Here is a 20,055-nt window from a genome sequence, read left to right as displayed (position 1 = left end):
GTTATCGGTCATCGTGGGATCTCGCTTTGCTTCTTGCCGGAAACAACTGGTCATCCCACGATGGCCCTCCTACGTCAACGACGACGAGAACCCCGCGGGAAGTGACACCACGCTACGAGACGCACCCTCTGGATCGCACTCAACCTTCAGTTGTAGGGCGGATGATGCCGCTCGGCGGACGCCTGTGGACAGCCCCGCCCGACGTGCTGTATCCGCGATCCACCGCGATGTCGACGAACGAGCACGGGAGCGACGAGGCACCATGCAGCGGACGTCCGTTCCGTGCTGGCTGGTCCGTTCCGTGCTGGCTGGTCCGTTCCGTGCTCGGTGGTCCGTTCCGTGCTCGGTGGTGGGTTCTGTGCTCGGTGGTGGGTTCTGTGCTCGGTGGTGCGTTCCGTGCTCGGTGGTGCGTTCCGTGGCGGCCGGAGCGAGCGGAGGCCGGGCCGTGCATCCTGGGAGGCGCCCGTTCCGCGGCCGGCGCTGAGCGGATGCATGAGCGCCGCATAGGCAGGTGACTTACCGTGTGAGGGTGCTCGGCTTGCAACGCGGTCCGACGCCGGGGAACGGCGCCGAGGTGCTGCCGCGCCCCGACAAGCTTCCGGGCGAGCACTCGAGCTGGCGGCACCGGGTCGGCGATCTCCACGTCGAGGTGCGCGGATCGGGGGCGCCGCTGCTGGTCATCCACGGCAACTCCGGCGACCTGCGCTTCTTCAACCGCAACGTACCCCTGCTCGCAGAGCACCACCGCGTCGTCGCGATGGACTGCCGCGGTCAGGGGCGGTCGGCGAGGGGCTCGGGGCCGCTCACGCTCTCGCGCATGGCCGACGACGCCGCACGGGTGATCCGAGCGCTCGGCGCCGGAACGGATGCCGCACCGGAGCCGTTCGACGTGCTCGGCTTCTCCGACGGCGCGAACGTGGCGATGCTGCTGGCCGTCAGGCATCCGGAACTCGTGCGCTCCCTCGTGCTTGCGTCCGGCAACCTCGGAGTAGGCGGCCTGCGATTCGGCGTGCAATGGGGACTGCGGATGCTGCACCTCGCCGCGATCCTCACGCCGGCTCCCGCCGTCGCCCGCAGGCACAAGCTCGAGCTGCTGCGTCTCATGCTCGATGCACCCGGTATCGGGATGCGCGACCTGAGCCGCATCTCGGCGCCGACGCTGGTGCTCGCCGGCCAGCACGACGTCATCCGCCGCGGGCACACCCGGATGCTCGCCAGCAGCATCCCCCACGCTCGCCTGCTCATCGTGCGCGGCGGCTCGCACACCGTGCTGCGCGATCGCGCCGAGTCGGTGACCCCGCTGATCGTGGACTTCCTCACGTCGTAGGTCGCCTCGGCACCCGCTTCAAGTCGCGAAATCTGCCGTTATGACGCCCGGATAACGGCAGATTTCGCGACCTGAACGGAGAAAGTCAGGCCCCTACCGCGGGGCCCAGAGCCGATCGGCTTCGCCTGCGGCGAGACTTCCGCGATAGACCGCGATCTTGTGGTCGATGGTCTGCAGGTTCTCCTGCACCTCGGCGAGCTTCTCGAGCACGTTCGCGCGGTGCGCCTCCAGCAGTTCGAGGCGTTCCTGCTCGTTGCCCGGTCCTGCCGCCACCAGCTCGGCGTACCTGCGGATGCCCTTGATAGGCATCCCGGTGGCGCGCAGCTTGGTGCAGATCACGATCCACTTCAGGTCGATGTGGCGGTATCGACGGCGGCCTCCGCTGGTGCGGTCGACGGGTGAGACGACGAGGCCCGCGCGTTCGTAGTAGCGCAGCGTGTGGGCGCTCACCCCCGTGCGGCGGGCGGCCTCCGCGATGGTCAAACCGCCCTCCGGTACTTCCCGGTCCTCGGGCGACGGACGAGTCGGATGCTTCGGCACAGGCGCCGTCTTGACTTCGAGCACGCTCTAAATCCTACGTTCGAGAGCATGCGAGCCCCCACCCCGATTCCGGCATCCAGCAACCCGACCCCGCCCGTCGTGCCCACCGCGCCGACGCCGGGCACCGAGCCGAGCCGCGTCAGGCGCCTGCTGATCCTGGCGATCTGCTGCATGAGCATGATCGTCGTCGTGATGGACCTCTCCATCGTCAACGTGGCGCTGCCGGACATCCGTCGCCAGCTGCACGCCTCGGCGGACGGCCTGCAGTGGACCGTCGACGCCTACGCCCTCGTGCTCGCCGTCTTCCTCGTGCTCTCCGGCTCGCTCGCCGACCGATTCGGACGTCGAAGGATGTTCATCATCGGGCTCGTGATCTTCGGCGTCGGTTCTCTCGCGTGCGGCCTCGCCCCCACGATCGGATGGCTCGTCGCGGCCCGCGCAGCGCAGGCCGTCGGCGGCACGATGCTGAACCCGGTGGCGATGGGGATCGTCGCGAACACATTCACCGACCCACGCGAGCGTGCGGGGGCGATCGGGGTGTACGGCGCGATGAGCGGCCTTGCCCTTGCCCTCGGTCCGGTGCTCGGCGGACTGCTCGTCGGCGCGGCCGGCTGGCGCGCGGTCTTCATGGTCAACCTGCCGATCGTCGCGCTCGCCGTCGTGCTCGTCACTCTGTTCGTGCCCGAGTCCCGCGCCGCTCGCGCCCGCCGCTTCGACCCGGTCGCACAGTTGCTGGTGGCCGTTCTGCTCGGCGGCACGGTGTTCGCCGTCATCGAGGGCGGTTCGCTGGGCTGGACATCACCGGCGATCGTCACGGCAGCCGCCGCCTCGGCCGCCAGTGCGATCGCGCTCGTCTTCGTCGAGCGCCGGCGTCGCGAACCGCTGCTGGAGCCGAAGCTCTTCCGCAGCGTGCCGTTCGTCTCGGCGCTCGTCATGGCGATCCTCGCGCTGTGCGGCTTCCAGGCGTTCCTGTTCGTCATCACGCTCTACTTGCAGACCGTGCGCGGTCTCCCCGCCTGGTCCGCCGGGCTCTGCCTGCTGCCGATCGGCGTGCTCGTGCTGGCGCTCTCTCCGATCTCCGGCCGCATGGTCGGAGCGCGCGGGCCGCGGCATCCGCTGCTCATCGCCGGTGTCGCGCTCACCGCGGCGGGCGTCGCCCTGCTCTGGGTCACTCCCGCGACGTGGATGCCAGCACTCCTCGCCGCCTTCCTTCTCGTCGGCGTCTTCCTCGGCTTCGTCAACCCGCCGATAAGCAACACGGCGGTGTCCGGCATGCCGCGATCGATGGCCGGACTTGCGGCGTCCCTGGCTTCGGCCGGCCGGCAGACGGGCACCGCGTTGGGCGTCGCGGTCGCGGGCGTGTTCGTCGGACCGAGCCTGAGCATCCTGAGCACGAGCATTCGTCACACGGGCGCGCAAGCCGCGGCGTTCACGGACGCGGCACGTGGCATCTGGTGGATGCTCGCCGGCCTCGGCCTCGCACTCGCCGTTCTCGCCGTGATGAGCACCGGGCGCTGGGCGCAGGGAACGGCGCGTAAGGCCGCTGCCGAGTTCGAACAGGCACCCGCTCAACCACCGGTCAGCACAGTCGCGAGATAGGCGGCATTCCCGGAACCGCTCCAAGCCTCAGCCCGCATTTCCATTATCCCGCACGGCACAGGGCTTGCCGCAAGAGCCCCTCTGTGATGCAGAATCGCTGATCGCAAGCCATTTTCACGTGCGAAGACAGGTGGAAGAACGGATGACGGCCACGATCTCGAACACCCACGACAGCAGCACAACCGACCACAACTCGATCTCGAACACGAACGACAGCAGCACACCCGACGAGAAGACGACAGAGAATGACACGACCGATGCCCGCAGCGCATTCGCCCTGCCGCCCCGGCTGAACGCGAAAGCAGACCCGGCACTGATCGGCGCCGACGAGGAACACTTCGCCGCGTTGCGACGCACCCTCGACCGGCAGCTCGCCGAGCTGACCGCACGCCTGGACGCCGTTCGCCGGGAGCCGGGCGGCGTCGGCCAGGCGGCCATGGACCGCGACCTGGAGATCCGGCGGCTGGCGTCGCGGCTGCGCCTGCTGCGCCGGTTCGGGCTCGACCTCTGCCTCGGACGCATGATGGCGGCAGACGGCGGCGGGCCGATCTACATCGGGCGGCTCGGCCTCACCGACCACGACGGGCGCCGGTTGCTGGTGGATTGGCGGGCACCGGCATCCGAGCCGTTCTTCGCGGCCACGCACGCGAACCCGATGGGGCTCGTGAGCCGCAGGCGCTACCGGTGGACTCGCGGTCGCATCAGCGACTACTGGGACGAGGTTTTCACGGCCGATGGCCTGGAGCACAATGCGGCGCTCGACGACCAGTCGGCGTTCATCGCGAGCCTCGGCGGCACCCGCTCGCCGCGCATGCGCGATGTTCTGAGCACGATCCAGGCGGATCAGGATGCCATCATCCGCGCCGGCTCGCACGGCCCGCTCGTCGTGGACGGCGGACCCGGCACCGGCAAGACCGTGGTCGCACTGCACCGTGCCGCCTACCTGCTCTACTCCGAGCCCCGCATCGGCGGCTCGGAGGGCGGCACGGGCGGCGGGGTGCTGTTCGTCGGGCCGCACCAGGCGTACCTCGACTACGTCGACGACGTGCTGCCCAGCCTCGGCGAGCACAGCGTGCGCATCTGCACGCTGCGCGATCTGGTGCCAGAAGGTTCCTCCGTCGCAGACGAGGGCGACCAGCGGGTGGCTCGGCTGAAGGCATCCGCTCGCCTGATCGACGCCGTAGAGGCGGCCGTGAAGCACTACGAGCAGCCGCCGACCGTCGACCTCGTGGTCGAGACGCCGTGGGGCGACGCGGAGGTCGGCGCGGCCGAGTGGTCGGAGGCGTTCGACTCCGCCGAGCCGGGTGCCCCGCACAATGAGGCGAGGCAGCAGGTGTGGGACGCGCTGCTGGAGATCCTCGTCGATCAACTCGACGACGACGAGGTTGCCCCGCACCAGCTGCGCCGGTATCTCGCGGGCGACGACGCCCTGACCGCGACGTTCGCCAAGGCGTGGCCGCTGCTCGATCCGCCGGGTGTGGTGGGCGACCTCTGGTCGGTACCCGCTTATCTGCGGCTGTGCGCACCGTGGCTCGAGTCCGACGAGATCCGGATGCTGCAGCGCACGGATGCCCGCGCCTGGACCGTCTCGGACCTTCCGTTGCTCGACGCCGCCCGGCTGCGCATCGGAGACCCGGATGCCACTCGCCGGGCACGCGCGCGGGAGGCGGCGCTCGCCGCGGAGCGGGAGCAGCGGGAGCGCATCACCGACGACCTGATCGCCGCCGACGACTCCGAGATGCTCGTCATGACCATGCTGCGTGGCCAGGACCTCAAGAACGCGCTGGTGGACGAGTCGGCGCTTTCCGCAGCCGACTCGGATGCCCTCGCCGGCCCGTTCGCGCACGTGATCGTCGACGAGGCGCAGGAGCTGACCGACGCTGAGTGGCGCATGCTGCTGCAGCGTTGCCCGTCGCGCAGCTTCACCATCGTGGGCGATCGGGCGCAGGCGCGGCACGGGTTCACCGAGTCGTGGCGCGAGCGGCTCGAGCGTGTGGGGCTGGGCGAGGCGGTGCAGGCATCCCTCAGCATCAACTACCGAACCCCGCAGGAGGTGATGGATGCCGCCGAGCCGGTCATCCGTGCCGCGATCCCGGATGCGAACGTGCCGGTCTCGATCCGCCGCGGCGGGCACCCGGTGGTGCGGGCATCTGCGTCCCGGCTGCGCGGCATCGTGGATACGTGGGCGGCGGAGCACGCGGAGGGTGTCGCGTGCGTGATCGGAGACCCGTCGTTCACGGGGAGCGCACGCATCCGCTCGCTGAGTCCCGAGCACGTGAAGGGGCTCGAGTTCGACCTCGTCGTGCTGGTCGACCCCGACCGCTGGGGCGACGGCATCGAGGGCGCCGTCGACCGTTACGTGGCGATGACGCGTGCGACGCAGCAGCTGGTGATCCTGACGACGTGAGCCGCGCCCTCGTTACGATCTCTTGGGTGACTGCGTACTTCGAACGACTCGACGACTCCCGTTTCCGTGCGACGCCTGCGGTTGGCGGCGCGTGGGATCCGGCGGAGCAGCACATCGCACCCGCGCTCGGCCTGCTCACGCACGTCGTGGAGCGCACCTTCGCCGACCGGATCGCCGACGGGCTGCAGGTCGGTCGGCTGTCGTTCGACATCCTCGGCACCATGCCGATCGACGTCGTCGAGATTCAGACGCGCATGCTGCGACCCGGCCGCACGGTCGAGCTCGTCGAGGCGACGATGAGCCACGGCGGGCGGGCATCCGTCATCCTGCGGGCATGGCTGATGGCCAGGCACGACACGGAGAAGCTCGCCGGGAACGCGTTCCCCGCGATGCCTTCGCGTGCGGAGCTGGAGGCGTGGAACGGATTCGATGCCTGGCCGGGCGAGTTCGTGCGCACCGTCGACGTGCACGGCACGCGCCTTGAGCAGGGCCGGGCGCAGGTGTGGCTGCGCCCGCGGGTTGCGTTGCTCGAGGGCGAACCGGTGAGCGCGACGGGGCGGCTGCTGAGCATCCTCGACATCGCCAACGGCATCACGCCGCGGTTCGCGCCCCAGGATGTTCTGTTCCCCAACATCGACCTGACCGCACACCTCTTCGCACAGCCGCAGGGCGACTGGCTCGGGTTCGACACCACTGTGGCGTACGGGGTGAGCGGCCTGGGCGTCACGCAGACCGTGCTGCACGACGAGCGCGGCGTCATCGGCACCTGCGCACAGGGCCTCACGGTGCGCCGCCGCCGCTGACCTGGCCGTCCCACCGCTGACGCGGGTCGCCCAGCGCCGACTTGTGGTCCCGAGGTGTCGTGTGAAGCGGCGGAAACGACACTTTCGGCCCCCAATTTCGACGTCGAGCGATGCGTCAGCGACGCAGCGCGGCGGGGCGGGGCAGGCCCAGGTCCTCGAGCAAGTCGCCGAGCGCACGGTCGAGTTCGGCGCCGGCCTGCGTGACCTTATTGATGCCGAAGCCGCGCAGCCGGGCGCTCGGAACATCGAAGCTCACGATGGTGCCGGCATCCGGAGCGGCGTGAGCCTCGACGCGCAGCGGCGAGTAGAGCATGGCGGCCGGATCGTGACGGAAGAGGCGCGCCCCGATCGCGTGGTTCACGATCAGCCAGACCGCGCTCGGCGTCGAGTTGCCGGCGTGCCGCATGAGCTCGGACGGGGACCATGACCAGACACGCACGAACCCGCTCGGCGCCTCCCACTGCAGGCCACGCGTGAACCCCGACCAGTCGCCGTCCTCGGCGAGGCGCGCGACGGCATCCGCCTGCGACAGCTCGGGCACCGCCTGCTCCAGCGCCGCGACGAACGCCTCGAACCGGGTATTCGCGTGCATCCGCACCCGCGTCGCCTGGTAGTCGGTCGTCTCCTCGGTCGCGTCGTAGGTCACCGTGACATCCTCCCAGCGGCGCGCACGTACTGCCCGACGAGCGGATGCTTGCAGCGCGACTTCCCGAGTCGTACTCTGGGAGACTTTGCTCGCTCGAACTGGGAGGTCGAAGTGCGCGCGCAGTCGGAAGCATTATCCGAGCATGGTTATCCGGAGGAGCTCACCCGCAGGCAGCTCGGCGATGAGGACCAGCAGGACATCCGCTGGGTCGACGGGCCGCCTGCAGCCTTCGCGCCGATCGTGATCATCGAACCCGATCCGGCATGGCCGGCCGAGTACGAGCGCGAGCGCGCGAAGATCGTCGACGCGCTCGGCGACCTCATCGTGCGCGTCGAGCACGTCGGATCGACGTCCGTCCCAGGTTTGCCGGCCAAGCCGATCATCGACATCGACGTGCAGGTGCCTGATTCGGCGGAGGAGAGCGCATACGTGCCTGCGCTGATTTCCGCCGGCTACCGGCACGTGCTGCGCGAACCGTGGTGGAACGGACACCGGATGCTCGTGCGCACCGGCGTCAACGTGCACGTGTTCCAGGCCGGGTCCCCCGAGCCGCTGCGGCACCTCTTGTTCCGCGACTGGTTGCGCTCGCATTCCGACGACCGCGACCTCTACGCCGCCGCGAAGCGACGACTCGCCATCGAAACGGTCGACGACCCGGACTCGTACAATCTCGACAAGAACGGCGTCATCGACGACATCTACTCGCGCATCTTCAGCGTGCCGCCGCACGAGCATCCGTCCTGGCCGGCCGGCGGGGCTTCATAGACGCGCAGGATGGTCGCAGATTGCGGGTCCGGATGCCGCACACCCGCGATCTGGGAAAGCGGAACGTGAACGGCAGGGGCTGCGGCTCACGCACGCAACGGCAGCAGCCGATCGCGTGACCCGAGCACGCCGAAAACCACCTGCACGACGATGACCCCGAGCATCACGATGAGCGGTGCAGCCCACCCGCCGCTGGCATCGTGAAGGATGCTGATCGCGATCGGTCCGGTCGCGGCGAGCAGGTAGCCGATAGACTGCGCCATCCCCGACAGCGCAGCGGACTGGCCGTGGTGATGCGTGCGCAGGCCGAGCAGGGCGAGCGCGAGCACGATGGATCCGCCCGAGCCGAGCCCGACGAGCGCGATCCACAGCAGTCCAAGCGCCGGCGCGGTCAGCTGTCCCAGGATGCCCACGAACATCAGCACGCTCACGCCCACCGCGATCGTGCGCTGGTCGCGCATCCGTGAGATGGTCGCGGCGCACAGCACCGTGCCCAGCAGCCCGAACATCTGGTACGCGAACTGGTGCCATCCGGCGATGGCGGCGGGGACCCCGGATGCCTGCTCCACCGATGGCCACCACGTGACCACGGTGTAGTAGATGGTCGACTGCAGGCCCATGAACAGCGTGACCTGCCACGCGAGTGCGGCGCCCCACGGCGAGCGGTACGAGCGCGGAGGGCGCGTCGATCGCCCTGCAGCGCCGGCCGGTTCGAGGTGGCTCTCCGGCTGACCGTGGGAAGTGACGGGCACCGCCTGCGACGGCCCGCGCATCCACTCCGGCCCGTTCCGCAACTGCGGGAGGAACACGGCGAACGCGATGATCGCCAGTCCCGCCCAGATGCCCAGCGAGAGGCGCCAGCCGTGCGGGGCGGCATCCGCGATCGGCACCGCGACTCCGGCCGCGATGGCCGCGATGCCGGACTGCACGGCGGAGTACGTTCCGGTGACCGAACCGACCCGGTTCGGGTAGTCGCGCTTGACGAGCGCGGGCAGCAGCACGTTGATCACGGCGATCGCGAGGCCGAGCAGTACGGTGCCTGCCCAGAGCGTGACGAGGCCGGGCCAGGACCGCGCGACGATGCCCACCGCGAGCACGATGATCGCGCCGCTGAGCGTGCGTTCGATGCCGAACTTCGCGGCGAGCACGGGTGCGACGGGAGAGAACACGCCGAACGCGACCAGCGGGATCGAGATGAGCACGGATGCCGTGACAGCGCCGATCCCGAGATCGCTGCGGATGTCGCCCAGCACCGGCCCCACCGACGTGATCGCCGCACGGAGGTTGGCCGCGATCAGCAGCAGCCCGATCAGCAGCATCCCGCCACGAAGCGTGCGCAGGGCGCCGCTCTGGGGATCGGGCACTCGACACCTCGTTTCGATGGGGACCCCTACGAGGGTAGGGCTGACTACACCCCGACCGGCGCGGGCATCCGGCTCGCAGCGACCGCCGCCTCCACCGAATCCACATCGCGCACCGCACCCGTGTCGGCCGAGGTGGCCATCAGCGCGTAGGCGCGCAGCGCGGGCGACACCACGCGTTCGCGGCCGCCCGGACGGTAACCGCCGGCGTCCTCGATGGCGCGACGGCGGTCATCCAGAATCGTCTCGGGCACGTCGAGACTGATCGACCTGTTCGGGATGTCGATGACGATGGGGTCGCCGTTCTCCACGAGCGCGATCGTGCCGCCCGCAGCGGCCTCCGGCGAGACGTGTCCGATCGAGAGGCCCGACGTGCCGCCCGAGAAGCGTCCGTCGGTGATCAGCGCGCACGCCTTGCCGAGTCCGCGTCCCTTCAGGAACGACGTGGGGTAGAGCATCTCCTGCATGCCAGGGCCGCCGCGCGGTCCCTCGTAGCGGATGACGACGACGTCGCCCTCCTTCACCTTCTTTCCGAGGATGCCCTCGCACGCCGCCTCCTGCGAGTCGAAGACGACGGCGGTTCCGGCGAACGTGTGTATGGATGCGTCGACACCCGCGGTCTTGACGACCGCGCCGTTCTCCGCGAGGTTGCCGCGCAGCACCGCGAGGCCGCCATCGACGGTGTACGCGTGCTCCATGTCACGGATGCACCCGCCCGCGGCATCCGTGTCGAGCTCCTCCCAGCGCTCGGACTGGGAGAACGCCGACGAGGATCGCACGCCACCGGGTGCCGCGTGCCACAGCTCGAACGCGGCGTCGGATGCCTTGCCGCTGCGCACATCCCACTCGTCCAGCCACTCGCCGAGCGAGTTCGAGTGCACTGAGTGCACGCCCTCGTCGAGCAGGCCGCCGCGGCGCAGCTCGCCGAGGATCGCCGGGATGCCACCGGCGCGGTGCACGTCTTCCATGTAATAGGTGCGCGTCGCGGTGACGTTGGGTGCCACCTTCGCCAGGCAGGGAATGCGGCGCGAGAGCGCGTCGATCTCGTTCAGCCCGAAGTCGACGCCCGCCTCGTGCGCGGCCGCGAGCAGGTGAAGGATCGTGTTCGTCGACCCGCCCATCGCGATGTCCAGCGCCATGGCGTTGCCGAACGCGGCGGGCGTGGCGATGCTGCGCGGCAGCACGGACGCGTCGTCATCGTCGTACCAGCGCTTCGCGATCTCGACGGTGAGGGCGCCCGCCCGCTCGTACAGTTCGCGACGTGCTGTGTGGGTGGCGAGCGTCGAGCCGTTGCCGGGCAGGGAGAGCCCGATCGCCTCGGTAAGGCAGTTCATCGAATTGGCGGTGAACATGCCGGAGCACGACCCGCACGTGGGACACGCGGCCTCCTCGATGCGTTGCAGGTCGGCATCCGACACGTTCTCGTTCGCCGATTCCGACATCGCGTCGATCAGGTCGAGCGTGCGCACGGTGCCGTTCGCGAGCACGGCGCGGCCGGACTCCATCGGACCGCCGGAGACGAACACCGTCGGGATGTTCAGCCGCAGCGCGGCCAGCAGCATGCCGGGCGTGATCTTGTCGCAGTTCGAGATGCACACCAGCGCGTCGGCGCAGTGCGCGTTCACCATGTACTCGACGGAGTCGGCGATGAGGTCGCGCGAGGGCAGCGAGTAGAGCATGCCGCCGTGGCCCATGGCGATGCCGTCGTCGACAGCGATGGTGTTGAACTCGCGCGGGATGCCGCCGGCCGCGGTGATCGCATCCGAGACGATGCGCCCGACGGGCTGCAGGTGAGTGTGGCCCGGCACGAACTCGGTGAAGCTGTTGGCGACGGCGACGATCGGCTTGCCGAAGTCGCTGCCTTTGACGCCGGCGGCGCGCAGCAGGGCGCGGGCTCCGGCCATGTTGCGGCCATGGGTGACGGTGCGAGAGCGGAGTGCGGGCATGGTGACATGCTGCGTGGCCGGTGGCGCGAGCGGAAGACGCTCCGGATGCTAGTACTTGGAGTACTAGCACGGCTGAGCCTTTAGCGTTATCTCGTGGAGATCTCGCAACGCGCAGGAGCGGCAGGGGCGATGGCCGAGCAGAGCAGGGTCGAGCTCGGCGCGTTCCTGCGCGCCCGTCGCGAGAACCTCTCCAGGGCGGATGCCGGGCTGCCGCCCGTCGGCCGCTCACGCACGACCGGCCTCCGCCGTGAGGAGGTCTCGTACCTCAGCGGGGTCAGCGTCACCTGGTACACGTGGCTCGAGCAGGGGCGCGACATCCACCCGTCCCGCCAGGTTCTGGATGCCCTCGCCCGCACCCTGCGTCTCACCGTGACCGAGCATGCGTACCTTCTCTCCCTCGCCGGATACTCCACCGCCGCGACGACAGCCCGTCCGCCGGCGGCCACCGCTCCGCCCGCGTTGCAGCGCTTCATGGATGCGCTCGCCGACTCGCCCTCGTACACCGTCACCGCGGACTGGCGCATCGCCGGCTGGAACGCCGCCTATGCAGCGCTCTACCCGGGCGTCGCCACGGCACGCGCGGAAGATCGCAACCTGCTCTGGCTCGTCTTCACCGACCCGTTCGTGCGCGAGCTGCTTCCGGACTGGGACGTCACGAGCCGACGCTTCGTCGCCGAGTTCCGAGCGGATGCCGGCCCTCGCCTCGGCGACCCCGCCTACCTCGACCTCGTCTCGCGTCTCGAAGAGGCGAGCTCGGAGTTCCGCTCGGCATGGGCGGCCCACGACATCGAGGGGTTCGCGTCGCGCGAGCGGGTATTCCGGCATCCGACCGCGGGTCTCATCACGCTCGAGCACCACCAGTTCGTGCCGTCGGACCATCCCGACCTGCACGTGGTGGTGTACACGCCGGCCCCGCAGCGCTGAGCCACCACGGAGCGCACGACCGAGCATGCAGCGCACGACCGAGCATGCAGCGCACGAACGAGCACGCAGCGCACGAACGAGCACGGAGCGGACGTCCTTTCCGTGCTCGCCGGTCCTTTCCGTGCTCGCTGGTCCGTTCCGTGCTCGGCGGTCCTTTCCGTGCTCGCTTGTCCGTTCCGTGTTCGCTGGTCCGTTCCGTGCTCGCTGGATGGCTCCGTGTTCGGCGGTCCGGCCCGTGTGGGCTCGTCCGGATCGCGGCGGAACCCGTACGCTCGCCCCATGTCCGCCGACCCCGACCGCACAACTCCCGGCTTCGACGCCGTCGTCGCCCGCTTGCGCGCCGCGGGCTGCGTCTTCGCGGAGGATGAGGCGCGGCTCATCCTTGACGAGGCGTGCGATTCACGTCAGCTCGAGGACTTCATCGGTCGCCGTGTGGCGGGCGAACCCCTGGAGTACATCCTCGGCTGGGCCGAGTTCCGCGGGCTCCGCGTCAGTGTCGCGTCGGGCGTGTTCGTTCCGCGACAGCGCACGACGCTGCTCGTGCGGGAGGCGTTGCGGGTCGCACCCCGCGCGCCTGTCGTGCTCGACCTCTGCTGCGGCGCGGGCGCAATCGGCGCGGCCATCCTCGCTGCTCGACCGGATGCCGCTGTGCACGCCTCCGACATCGACCCGATAGCGACCGAGTGCGCTCGTCGCACGCTGGCCGCGGTGTCCACGCGGGCTCCGCAGGTGTACACCTGCGACCTCTACGAACCGCTCCCCGACTCGCTGCGGGGTCGCGTCGACGTCATCGTGGCGAACGCGCCCTACGTGCCCACGGATGAGATCCGCTTGATGCCGCCGGAGGCGCGCGAGCACGAGGCGCCGGCCGCGCTGGACGGCGGTGCGGACGGTCTCGCACTCCAGCGACGTGTCGGCGCCGGCGCCGGCGAGTGGCTCTCGCCCGGCGGACACGTGTTGATCGAGACGAGCAGGAGGCAGGCATCCGCGACCGTGGGTATCCTCGAGGCGGCGGGCTTCTCCGCCTCGATCGTGCGCGACGACGACGTCGATGGCACGGTCGTCGTCGGCCGCCGACCTCCCAGCTAGCCCGTGCTCTACGGCGGGTAGAATCGTTCCGGTCCCGGCGTCGCGGAACCCTCGAGGTCAGAAGCACAGCGCACGCCGCCGGTACCCAGAAGACTCGCACTGCCCCATCCGCACGAAAGAAGTCACGTGAGCACAGCCGCGTCCTCGCGCGTCAGCCCGGATCGCTACTGGGTCGTCGCACTCGTGCGCGCCATCGTCGCGCTCGTTGCGGGCGGATTCATCACGTTCGACCCCGAGCACTCGGCGCGAATCGGCCTGCTCGTCTTCGGCAGCTACGCGCTGGTGGAGGGCGTCGTCATCGGCATCGGCGCACTGCTGCTGAAGAATGCCCTCACGAAGTGGCTCTTCGTCGCCCAGGGCGCGCTCGGCGTCGTAGTCGGCATCGCGGCCCTTGTGCTGAACGGGGCCGGCCTCGGCGCGCTGCTCTACGGCGTGAGCGTGTGGGCACTGCTGACCGGGTTCGCAGAGTTCTACTGCGGATGGCGCGCCCGCCACCGGTACGACGCCGCGCGCGACTGGATGGTCATCGGCGGCCTCACGGTCATCCTCGCCGTCGTCTTCCTCGTCATCCCGCCGGACTCCCTGCTCGCGGTCGGACTGTTCGGCGCCTACGCGGTGATCGTCGGCGTCTACGTGGGCATCGGCGCATTCACGATCAAGTTCGGGCTCGCGCACGCGCACGACGACGAGCATCCCGGCCAGGTCGCCAGCGGCCAGGGCGGCCGGAACACCGGCGCAGGCGACACCGATCAGAACGCTTCGGAGAGACACGCGTGACCCACGACAACATCCCAGAGGACCGCCGGCCGAGCCTGCGCGACCGCATGAAGCCCGTGGAGTTCCTCGGCATCGCCGCCGTGCTGGCCGTATTCGTCGGCGTCATCGTGCTGATGTCCACTCGCGAGCCGGTCCTCGCGCTGATCTTCTTCGGCGTCGCCTTCATCGCGACCCTGATCGTGCTCGCGATGTTCGCGCTCGGATTCAAGCCCGACGACGAGGAGCGCCGCGACCTGGCCGAGCAGAACGGCGAGCATCCTGAACTGACGGGCGGAACAGACGCCGGCTCCGACGCCGGCCCCCGTAACCCGCACGACTGACGCGCGCTACCGCTCCACGTACTCGACCAGTTGCGAGGCCAGGCCCGCGTATCCGGCCGGAGTGAGCGCGAGCAGGCGAGCCTTGGCATCCTCACCGATGTCGAGCGCGCGGATGAACTCCGCGAGGCCTTCGCGATCCACCCGCTTGCCACGTGTCAGCTCCTTGAGCAGCGCGTAGGGGTCGCTGATCGATGAGCGGCCGGCCGTGACCTCGGCACGGATGACCGTTTGGATCGCCTCGCCGAGCACTTCCCAGTTGGCGTCGAGGTCGCGGGCGAGGGCAGCCTCGTCGATCGCGATCTCGCGCAGCCCCCGCTCGATGTTGTCGAAGGCGAGCAGTGAGTGGCCGAGCGCGACGCCGATGTTGCGCTGCGTGGTCGAGTCGGTGAGGTCGCGTTGCAGGCGGCTCGTGACCAGTGTGGATGCCAGCGAGTCCAGCAGTGCGCTGGAGAGCTCGAGGTTCGCCTCCGCGTTCTCGAATCGGATCGGGTTGATCTTGTGCGGCATGGTCGACGATCCCGTGGCGCCGGCCTGCGGGATCTGCCGGAAGTAGCCGAGCGAGATGTAGGTCCAGACATCCGTCGCGAGGTTGTGCAGCACCCGGTTCGCGTGCGCGACACGGCCGTACAGCTCCGCCTGCCAGTCGTGCGACTCGATCTGGGTCGTGAGCGGGTTCCAGGTGAGGCCAAGGGACTGCACGAACTCGCGCGAGATCACCGGCCAGTCGGCATCCGGATCCGCGGCCAGGTGCGCGGAGAAGGTGCCGGTGGCGCCGCTGAACTTGCCCAGGTACTCGCTCGCCTCCACCTGAGCGGCGATGCGCTCGAGCCGGTACACGAACACCGCGAACTCCTTGCCCATCGTGGTGGGCGTCGCCGGCTGGCCGTGTGTGTGGGCGAGCATCGAGGCATCCCGCAGCTCCACCGCACGGGAACGCAGCGCGTCGATCACGGTGCGAAGCTTCGGCAGCCACACGTCGCGCACGGCCTCCGAGACGGTCAGCGCGTAGGAGAGGTTGTTGATGTCTTCGCTCGTGCATGCGAAGTGAGTCAGCTCGGCGATCGAGTCGAGGCCCAGTTCGTGCAGTTTCTCGCGCACGAGGTACTCGACGGCCTTCACGTCGTGCCTGGTGGTGGCTTCGAGCGTTGCCAGCCGGTCGATCTCGTCCTGGCCGAAGTCGGTGACGAGGGCGCGTAGAGCGGATGCCTGCCCCTCGGTCAGCGGCTCGCTCCCGAACATCCGGTGCGAGGTGAGGTACAGCAGCCACTCCACCTCCACCTGCACGCGGGCGCGGTTCAGACCGGCCTCGGAGAGGAAGTCCCCGAGCTCGGAGACGGCGGCGCGATACCTGCCGTCGAGCGGGCTGAGCGGCTGAGGGGGAAGCGAGGTCATGACTTTCCTTGTTGTTGTGACGGTGCGCGCAGGGCGGGGGCCAGCTGGGCCAGCAGCGCCCGGTCGGCTCGCTCGATCATGCCGAGAACGGCGGCGAAGAGCGTGTGGTCCGAGTAATAGGGATCCGGCACATCCAGTGAATCGGATCGCGGCGTCTCGAAGCTGCGCAGAAGCTGCACCTTGCTGCGGTCGAGGTCGTTCCCGGCCCACGCTTTGAGAATTCGTTCGTGGCTGCGGTCCAGTGCCACGACCAGATCGAGATCCGCGAACCAGGCGGGATCGAACTGCCGCGCCCGGTGCGTCGACCCGTCGTACCCGTGTGCGGTGAGTGCGTCGACGGCGCGAGGATCGGCCTGCTCCCCGACGTGCCAGTCGCCCGTTCCCGCCGACGAGATGGCCAGGCGGTCGCCAAGTCCGGCGTCTTCCGCCAGCTGCCGGAGCACCACCTCGGCCATCGGCGAGCGGCAGATGTTGCCGCTGCACACGAAGCAGATGCGGAACCGGGTCGCATCCGAGGTCATGCCTCCATTCTGCTGTACGCCCGGATGCTCCCGGTCCGGCATCCTTCCGTCCCCAGGCAGGCGCCGAGCTGGCTCGTCCCCACCCGACGCTGTCAGCCGCCGGCGGCCGCACGCGTGACGGCAGGCTGATCGCATTCCTTTCGCGATTTCAGGAGGTGATCGTCTGGACGAGGCGGCACTACGAGCCGCGCAGGCGGCCGTGGACTACGTGCGTTCCGAACTGGCCGCGCTCATGGCGCAGGTTCCGGATGCCGGTGCCCTGCACTGGAGATCGCCGGCGCAACGCAGGTTCCGGGCCGGAGTCGACGACCTGACCGCATCGATCGGCGACGGGGTTGCCGCCCTCGATCGTGCGGCACAGGAGCTGGCGGTCGTTCCCGTCGATCAACTGGGCCCACCCGCGTCGAGCATGGATACCGCACGCAGCGAGCGCGGGTGATGAGGCGCATGTCCGACGACATCACCGTCTCCGACATCACCATCTCCGGCGGCAGCACGGAGGTCACCTCGGATGCCCTGCTGGTCGCCCGCGCCTCTCTCGCCTCGCTGAGCGGCACCCTCGACGAGCTCGCGTATGCGTTGCGCCCCGCGCTCGCGCTCGGGTCCGACCTTCCTCCGGGAACCACCCTGGTGACGATCGCGGTGCAGGATGCCGCGCGGCTTGCGCAGGTGGCGGCCACCGGCATCCGCTCCGCAGCCTCGCAGTCGAAGCGTCTCGCCGAAGGGCTGCTCGAGGCCGCCGGGCAGTACGACGCCGCCGATCGCAACGCGGATGCCCGCATCGCCGACCTCAGCACAGTCGCGGGGTGGGCGTTCGGCCGGCTTGCGCCGCTGGCGGCCCTCGCCGCGATGCTCGCATTGCCCGAACTGCTCGCCACGTTCGCTGCCGCCCTCAGCATCGGCAGCCTGGTTGCAGGCTCGCCCCAGACGTTCCTCAAGAACCTCGGCCATGCGGCCGGGTCGAAGGCGAGTCTGCTCCGCGACCCGCGGGTAGTGTCCGCGATCCGGTTCGCCGTCTCGGCGGCCGACGACGTGATGCTCGGCACCGCCGGCCTGCCGCTGCCGTTCGCTGCGCTCGTCGACGATCGCGGAACGGGCGCGTTCGGGCTGCGCGGGGGCAGCTCGGTCATAGTCGGAGCCGGACGCACCGTCGGTGCCTTCAAAGAGACACCGGTGAACGTGGAGCGCACCTCGTCGAGCACCGTCGCCCCGCCCTCCGGGTTCGCCGACCTGGCCGCGCGCGTCCCGCCGTCCCGCAGCGACTCGCCGCAGGTGCGCGTGGAACGCTACCCGGGCGACGGCGACAAGCAGAGCTACGTCGTGTACGTCGGCGGAACGATCGACACCAGCCCTGTCGCCGGCGGCGAGCCATTCGACATGACCAGCGATCTGAACGGTGTGGCCCGGCTCGACCCGGGGTCGCTGCGCGCGACGGAGTTGGCGATGCAGCAGGCGGGCATCCGCCCGGGCGACACCGTCATCCCCGTCGGGTATTCGCAGGGCGGCATCGTGGCCACCTCGATCGCGACGTCCGGTGACTACGACATCCCGGCACTCGTGACGTTCGGCTCCCCCACCGCGGGTGTGGACGTCGCGTCGACCACCATCGACGTCGCCGTCGAACACACGGACGACCTCGTTCCGGCGCTCGGTGGCATCCCGCGCGCCGACGACCGGGGCGGAGGCGACCGCATCGTCGTCACGCGACAGACGTTCAGCGGCGACGTGCCGCCGGACTCCTCGCCGATCGACGCACACCTGATGAACGAGTACGCGGCCACGGCGCACAAGATGGATGCCGCCGCCGACCCGCGACTGGCCGCCGCGTTGTCCAGGCTCCCGACGGGCGGGCCCGGCGACGCCGAGCTCTTCCGCGGCGATCGGGTCGTCCCCCGAGCGGCAGGCGGTGGGGGCGGTGGGAGGTCGTGGTGAGAAAAGCCGCACACTACGGCCGGTCCCTAACGTCCCTCCACACGCCGCTTCGCGGCGCCCCGAGCCTCCGGCGTTGGGGCCCCAGGCTCAGGCGGGCACGATCACCGTCGCCGAGTGTCCAGTCACCGCCGCATTACCGGGCGGAAGATGAGTCCCAGCAGCCAGCTGATGATCGCCAGGATCAGGGCGGCCCAGACGCCGTTCCAGAACCCGTCCACGTGCAGGCCGAAGCCCATCGCGTCGCTGATCCACGACACGATGAGCAGCAGCAGGCCGTTGACGATCAGGGAGATGAGACCGAGCGTGAGCACGTAGAGCGGGAAGGCCACGATGCGGATGACCGTTCCGACGATCCCGTTCACTATGCCGAAGATCAGCGCGATCAGCAGATAGGTGAGGATGAGCGGAAAGTTGCCGCCGATCGGGTCGTAGGACTTCACCGTCACCCCGCTCACGATCAGGGTGGTCACCCAGAGCGCGAATGCGTTGATGATCAGTTTCAGCAGAAACCTCATCCGCACAGTGTTCCAGGTCGCGGCGGTCCGCGATACCCTCCCCGCCCATCGCGCGTGCAGATGCCGACGGTAAGTTGGCCCTGTGGATGCCCAGAACGTCGAGCGGGTGCTGTTGCGCCCCGAGATCGCCAGCCTCGCTGCCTACAAACAGGGCCGTGTCCCTCCGGCCGACGGGTTCAAGCTCTCGAGCAACGAGAATCCGTTCCACCCGCTTCCCGGTGTGCTCGATGCCGTCGCCGCAGCGAGCACGCTGAACCGCTACCCCGACGGCGCAGCCCTCGCCCTCCGGGACAAGCTGGCCGAACGGTTCGGGGTCGGAACCGCCGAGGTGCACCTGGGTGCCGGATCCGTTGCGCTGATCTCGCAGTTCATCAACGCCGCCGCAGGCCCCGGTGACGAGGTGCTGTACGCGTGGCGGTCGTTCGAGGCGTACCCGGGCCTCGTGACCGTCTCGGGGGCATCCAGCGTCACCGTCCCGCTGCTTCCGGATGCCCGCCACGACCTCGACGGCATGGTCGCAGCCATCAGCGATCGCACGCGCGTCATCATCGTCTGCACGCCGAACAACCCGACCGGGCCGATCGTCACAGCCGAAGAGTTCGAGCGGTTCATGGCGGCCGTACCCTCCGACCGGCTGGTGCTGCTCGACGAGGCGTACGTGGAGTTCATCACCGACCCGAGCCACGTGGACGGGCGCACGCTCGTGGGCCGCTACCCCAACCTCGTCATGCTGCGCACATTCTCCAAGGCGTACGGCCTGGCCGGCCTGCGCATCGGCTACGCGGTCGGCCCCGAGCGGCTGCTGAACGCGGCGCGCTCCACGGCCATCCCGATGAGCGTCACCGACACGGCTCAGGCGGCGGCACTCGCGTCGCTCGAGCGCGAGGATGAGCTGCTCCAGCGCGTCGCCGTCATCGCCGAGCGCCGAGCGCGGTTGCGGGACGCGCTCCTGCACCAGGGCTGGGACATCCCGGATGCCCAGGGCAACTTCGTCTGGCTCCCCACCGGCGAGCACACCGCGCTCGGCATCGACCGCTTCTTCGACGCCGGGCTGGCCGTGCGCGGGTTCGTGCCCGACGGCATCCGTGTCGGCGTAGGCGAGGAGGAATCTGTCGACCGCGTTCTAAAGATCACGGAAGAGCTTGTCGAACACCTACGGAAGAGCCCTCCTGCCGAGCAGTTAGGTTAGTG

The 20,055-nt window shown here is 69.6% G+C and carries 19 protein-coding genes; 12 read left to right on the top strand and 7 right to left on the bottom strand.

Going from position 1 to position 20,055, the window contains the following annotated elements; translation table 11 throughout:
- Positions 1–529: 529 nt before the first annotated feature.
- Positions 530–1,327 carry an alpha/beta fold hydrolase gene (locus ACYVII_RS13050; protein WP_460535708.1) on the top strand — a complete coding sequence of 266 codons (798 nt, stop codon included), beginning with the start codon at positions 530–532 and terminating at the stop codon, positions 1,325–1,327.
- Positions 1,328–1,420: 93 nt separating this feature from the next.
- Here ACYVII_RS13050 and ACYVII_RS13045 read toward each other — a convergent pair whose 3' ends face one another.
- On the bottom strand, positions 1,421–1,891 hold the full coding sequence (locus tag ACYVII_RS13045) for a MerR family transcriptional regulator (protein WP_460535706.1): 471 nt from the start codon (positions 1,889–1,891) through the stop codon (positions 1,421–1,423).
- Positions 1,892–1,915: 24 nt separating this feature from the next.
- Between ACYVII_RS13045 and ACYVII_RS13040 the strand changes: the two genes are divergently transcribed.
- From ACYVII_RS13040 to ACYVII_RS13030, 3 genes are all read left to right on the top strand, one after another.
- The gene (locus tag ACYVII_RS13040) at positions 1,916–3,466 is read left to right on the top strand and encodes an MFS transporter (protein ID WP_460535704.1); all 1,551 of its coding nucleotides are present in this window, start codon (positions 1,916–1,918) and stop codon (positions 3,464–3,466) included.
- Positions 3,467–3,608: 142 nt separating this feature from the next.
- The gene (helR, locus tag ACYVII_RS13035; RefSeq protein ID WP_460535702.1) at positions 3,609–5,873 is read left to right on the top strand and encodes a HelD family protein; all 2,265 of its coding nucleotides are present in this window, start codon (positions 3,609–3,611) and stop codon (positions 5,871–5,873) included.
- A 26-nt stretch (positions 5,874–5,899) separates the two neighbouring features.
- The gene (locus ACYVII_RS13030) at positions 5,900–6,676 is read left to right on the top strand and encodes a thioesterase family protein (protein WP_460535700.1); all 777 of its coding nucleotides are present in this window, start codon (positions 5,900–5,902) and stop codon (positions 6,674–6,676) included.
- A 115-nt stretch (positions 6,677–6,791) separates the two neighbouring features.
- On the opposite strand, the gene ACYVII_RS13025 is transcribed toward ACYVII_RS13030, so the two are convergent.
- Positions 6,792–7,322 carry a hypothetical protein gene (locus tag ACYVII_RS13025; protein ID WP_460535698.1) on the bottom strand — a complete coding sequence of 177 codons (531 nt, stop codon included), beginning with the start codon at positions 7,320–7,322 and terminating at the stop codon, positions 6,792–6,794.
- 111 nt (positions 7,323–7,433) lie between these two features.
- On the opposite strand from ACYVII_RS13025, the gene ACYVII_RS13020 reads away from it, so the two are divergent.
- Entirely contained in the window at positions 7,434–8,087 is a 654-nt protein-coding gene (locus ACYVII_RS13020) for a GrpB family protein (protein WP_460535696.1), read from the top strand.
- 86 nt (positions 8,088–8,173) lie between these two features.
- Here the strand turns inward: ACYVII_RS13020 and ACYVII_RS13015 are convergent, their stop codons facing one another.
- Both ACYVII_RS13015 and ilvD read right to left on the bottom strand, forming a co-directional pair.
- Positions 8,174–9,451, bottom strand: coding sequence for a CynX/NimT family MFS transporter (locus ACYVII_RS13015; protein ID WP_460535694.1), 1,278 nt, complete (start codon positions 9,449–9,451; stop codon positions 8,174–8,176).
- Between the two features lie 44 nt (positions 9,452–9,495).
- Entirely contained in the window at positions 9,496–11,394 is a 1,899-nt protein-coding gene (gene ilvD, locus ACYVII_RS13010) for a dihydroxy-acid dehydratase (RefSeq protein WP_460535692.1), read from the bottom strand.
- 93 nt (positions 11,395–11,487) lie between these two features.
- On the opposite strand from ilvD, the gene ACYVII_RS13005 reads away from it, so the two are divergent.
- From ACYVII_RS13005 to ACYVII_RS12990, 4 genes are all read left to right on the top strand, one after another.
- Positions 11,488–12,318 (top strand): helix-turn-helix transcriptional regulator, encoded by an 831-nt coding sequence (locus ACYVII_RS13005; RefSeq protein ID WP_460535690.1) that lies wholly within the window; start codon positions 11,488–11,490, stop codon positions 12,316–12,318.
- Positions 12,319–12,597: 279 nt separating this feature from the next.
- Positions 12,598–13,407, top strand: coding sequence for a class I SAM-dependent methyltransferase (locus ACYVII_RS13000; protein ID WP_460535688.1), 810 nt, complete (start codon positions 12,598–12,600; stop codon positions 13,405–13,407).
- Between the two features lie 126 nt (positions 13,408–13,533).
- Positions 13,534–14,184 carry an HdeD family acid-resistance protein gene (locus ACYVII_RS12995; protein WP_460535686.1) on the top strand — a complete coding sequence of 217 codons (651 nt, stop codon included), beginning with the start codon at positions 13,534–13,536 and terminating at the stop codon, positions 14,182–14,184.
- Complete coding sequence (locus ACYVII_RS12990; RefSeq protein ID WP_460535684.1) at positions 14,181–14,504, top strand: hypothetical protein; 324 nt, start codon at positions 14,181–14,183, stop codon at positions 14,502–14,504. The genes ACYVII_RS12995 and ACYVII_RS12990 overlap by 4 nt, the downstream gene beginning before the upstream one ends.
- Positions 14,505–14,510: 6 nt before the next feature.
- Here ACYVII_RS12990 and purB read toward each other — a convergent pair whose 3' ends face one another.
- Entirely contained in the window at positions 14,511–15,896 is a 1,386-nt protein-coding gene (gene purB, locus ACYVII_RS12985) for an adenylosuccinate lyase (protein ID WP_460535682.1), read from the bottom strand.
- Positions 15,893–16,417, bottom strand: coding sequence for a low molecular weight protein-tyrosine-phosphatase (locus ACYVII_RS12980; RefSeq protein ID WP_460535680.1), 525 nt, complete (start codon positions 16,415–16,417; stop codon positions 15,893–15,895). The genes purB and ACYVII_RS12980 overlap by 4 nt, the downstream gene beginning before the upstream one ends.
- Before the next feature lie 199 nt (positions 16,418–16,616).
- Here ACYVII_RS12980 and ACYVII_RS12975 point away from each other — a divergent pair, with 199 nt between their 5' ends.
- Both ACYVII_RS12975 and ACYVII_RS12970 read left to right on the top strand, forming a co-directional pair.
- Complete coding sequence (locus ACYVII_RS12975) at positions 16,617–16,856, top strand: hypothetical protein (protein WP_460535678.1); 240 nt, start codon at positions 16,617–16,619, stop codon at positions 16,854–16,856.
- Between the two features lie 8 nt (positions 16,857–16,864).
- Entirely contained in the window at positions 16,865–18,349 is a 1,485-nt protein-coding gene (locus tag ACYVII_RS12970) for a hypothetical protein (RefSeq protein WP_460535675.1), read from the top strand.
- Between the two features lie 122 nt (positions 18,350–18,471).
- Here ACYVII_RS12970 and ACYVII_RS12965 read toward each other — a convergent pair whose 3' ends face one another.
- Complete coding sequence (locus ACYVII_RS12965) at positions 18,472–18,864, bottom strand: phage holin family protein (protein ID WP_460535673.1); 393 nt, start codon at positions 18,862–18,864, stop codon at positions 18,472–18,474.
- Between the two features lie 82 nt (positions 18,865–18,946).
- Between ACYVII_RS12965 and ACYVII_RS12960 the strand changes: the two genes are divergently transcribed.
- Positions 18,947–20,053 (top strand): histidinol-phosphate transaminase, encoded by a 1,107-nt coding sequence (locus tag ACYVII_RS12960; protein WP_460535671.1) that lies wholly within the window; start codon positions 18,947–18,949, stop codon positions 20,051–20,053.
- The last annotated feature ends 2 nt before the right edge of the window (positions 20,054–20,055 follow it).

Source organism: Humibacter ginsengiterrae (genome assembly GCF_054780115.1).
This window is presented reverse-complemented; position numbering and strand designations above follow the sequence as displayed.

Excerpts from the sequence above, each read along its gene's own strand:
- ACYVII_RS13040 (WP_460535704.1), top strand. The coding sequence starts at position 1,916 with ATGCGAGCCCCCACCCCGATTCCGGCATCCAGCAACCCGACCCCGCCC.
- helR (WP_460535702.1), top strand. The coding sequence starts at position 3,609 with ATGACGGCCACGATCTCGAACACCCACGACAGCAGCACAACCGACCAC.
- ilvD (WP_460535692.1), bottom strand. The coding sequence starts at position 11,394 with ATGCCCGCACTCCGCTCTCGCACCGTCACCCATGGCCGCAACATGGCC.
- ACYVII_RS13000 (WP_460535688.1), top strand. The coding sequence starts at position 12,598 with ATGTCCGCCGACCCCGACCGCACAACTCCCGGCTTCGACGCCGTCGTC.
- purB (WP_460535682.1), bottom strand. The coding sequence starts at position 15,896 with ATGACCTCGCTTCCCCCTCAGCCGCTCAGCCCGCTCGACGGCAGGTAT.
- ACYVII_RS12980 (WP_460535680.1), bottom strand. The coding sequence starts at position 16,417 with ATGACCTCGGATGCGACCCGGTTCCGCATCTGCTTCGTGTGCAGCGGC.
- ACYVII_RS12970 (WP_460535675.1), top strand. The coding sequence starts at position 16,865 with ATGTCCGACGACATCACCGTCTCCGACATCACCATCTCCGGCGGCAGC.
- ACYVII_RS12965 (WP_460535673.1), bottom strand. The coding sequence starts at position 18,864 with ATGAGGTTTCTGCTGAAACTGATCATCAACGCATTCGCGCTCTGGGTG.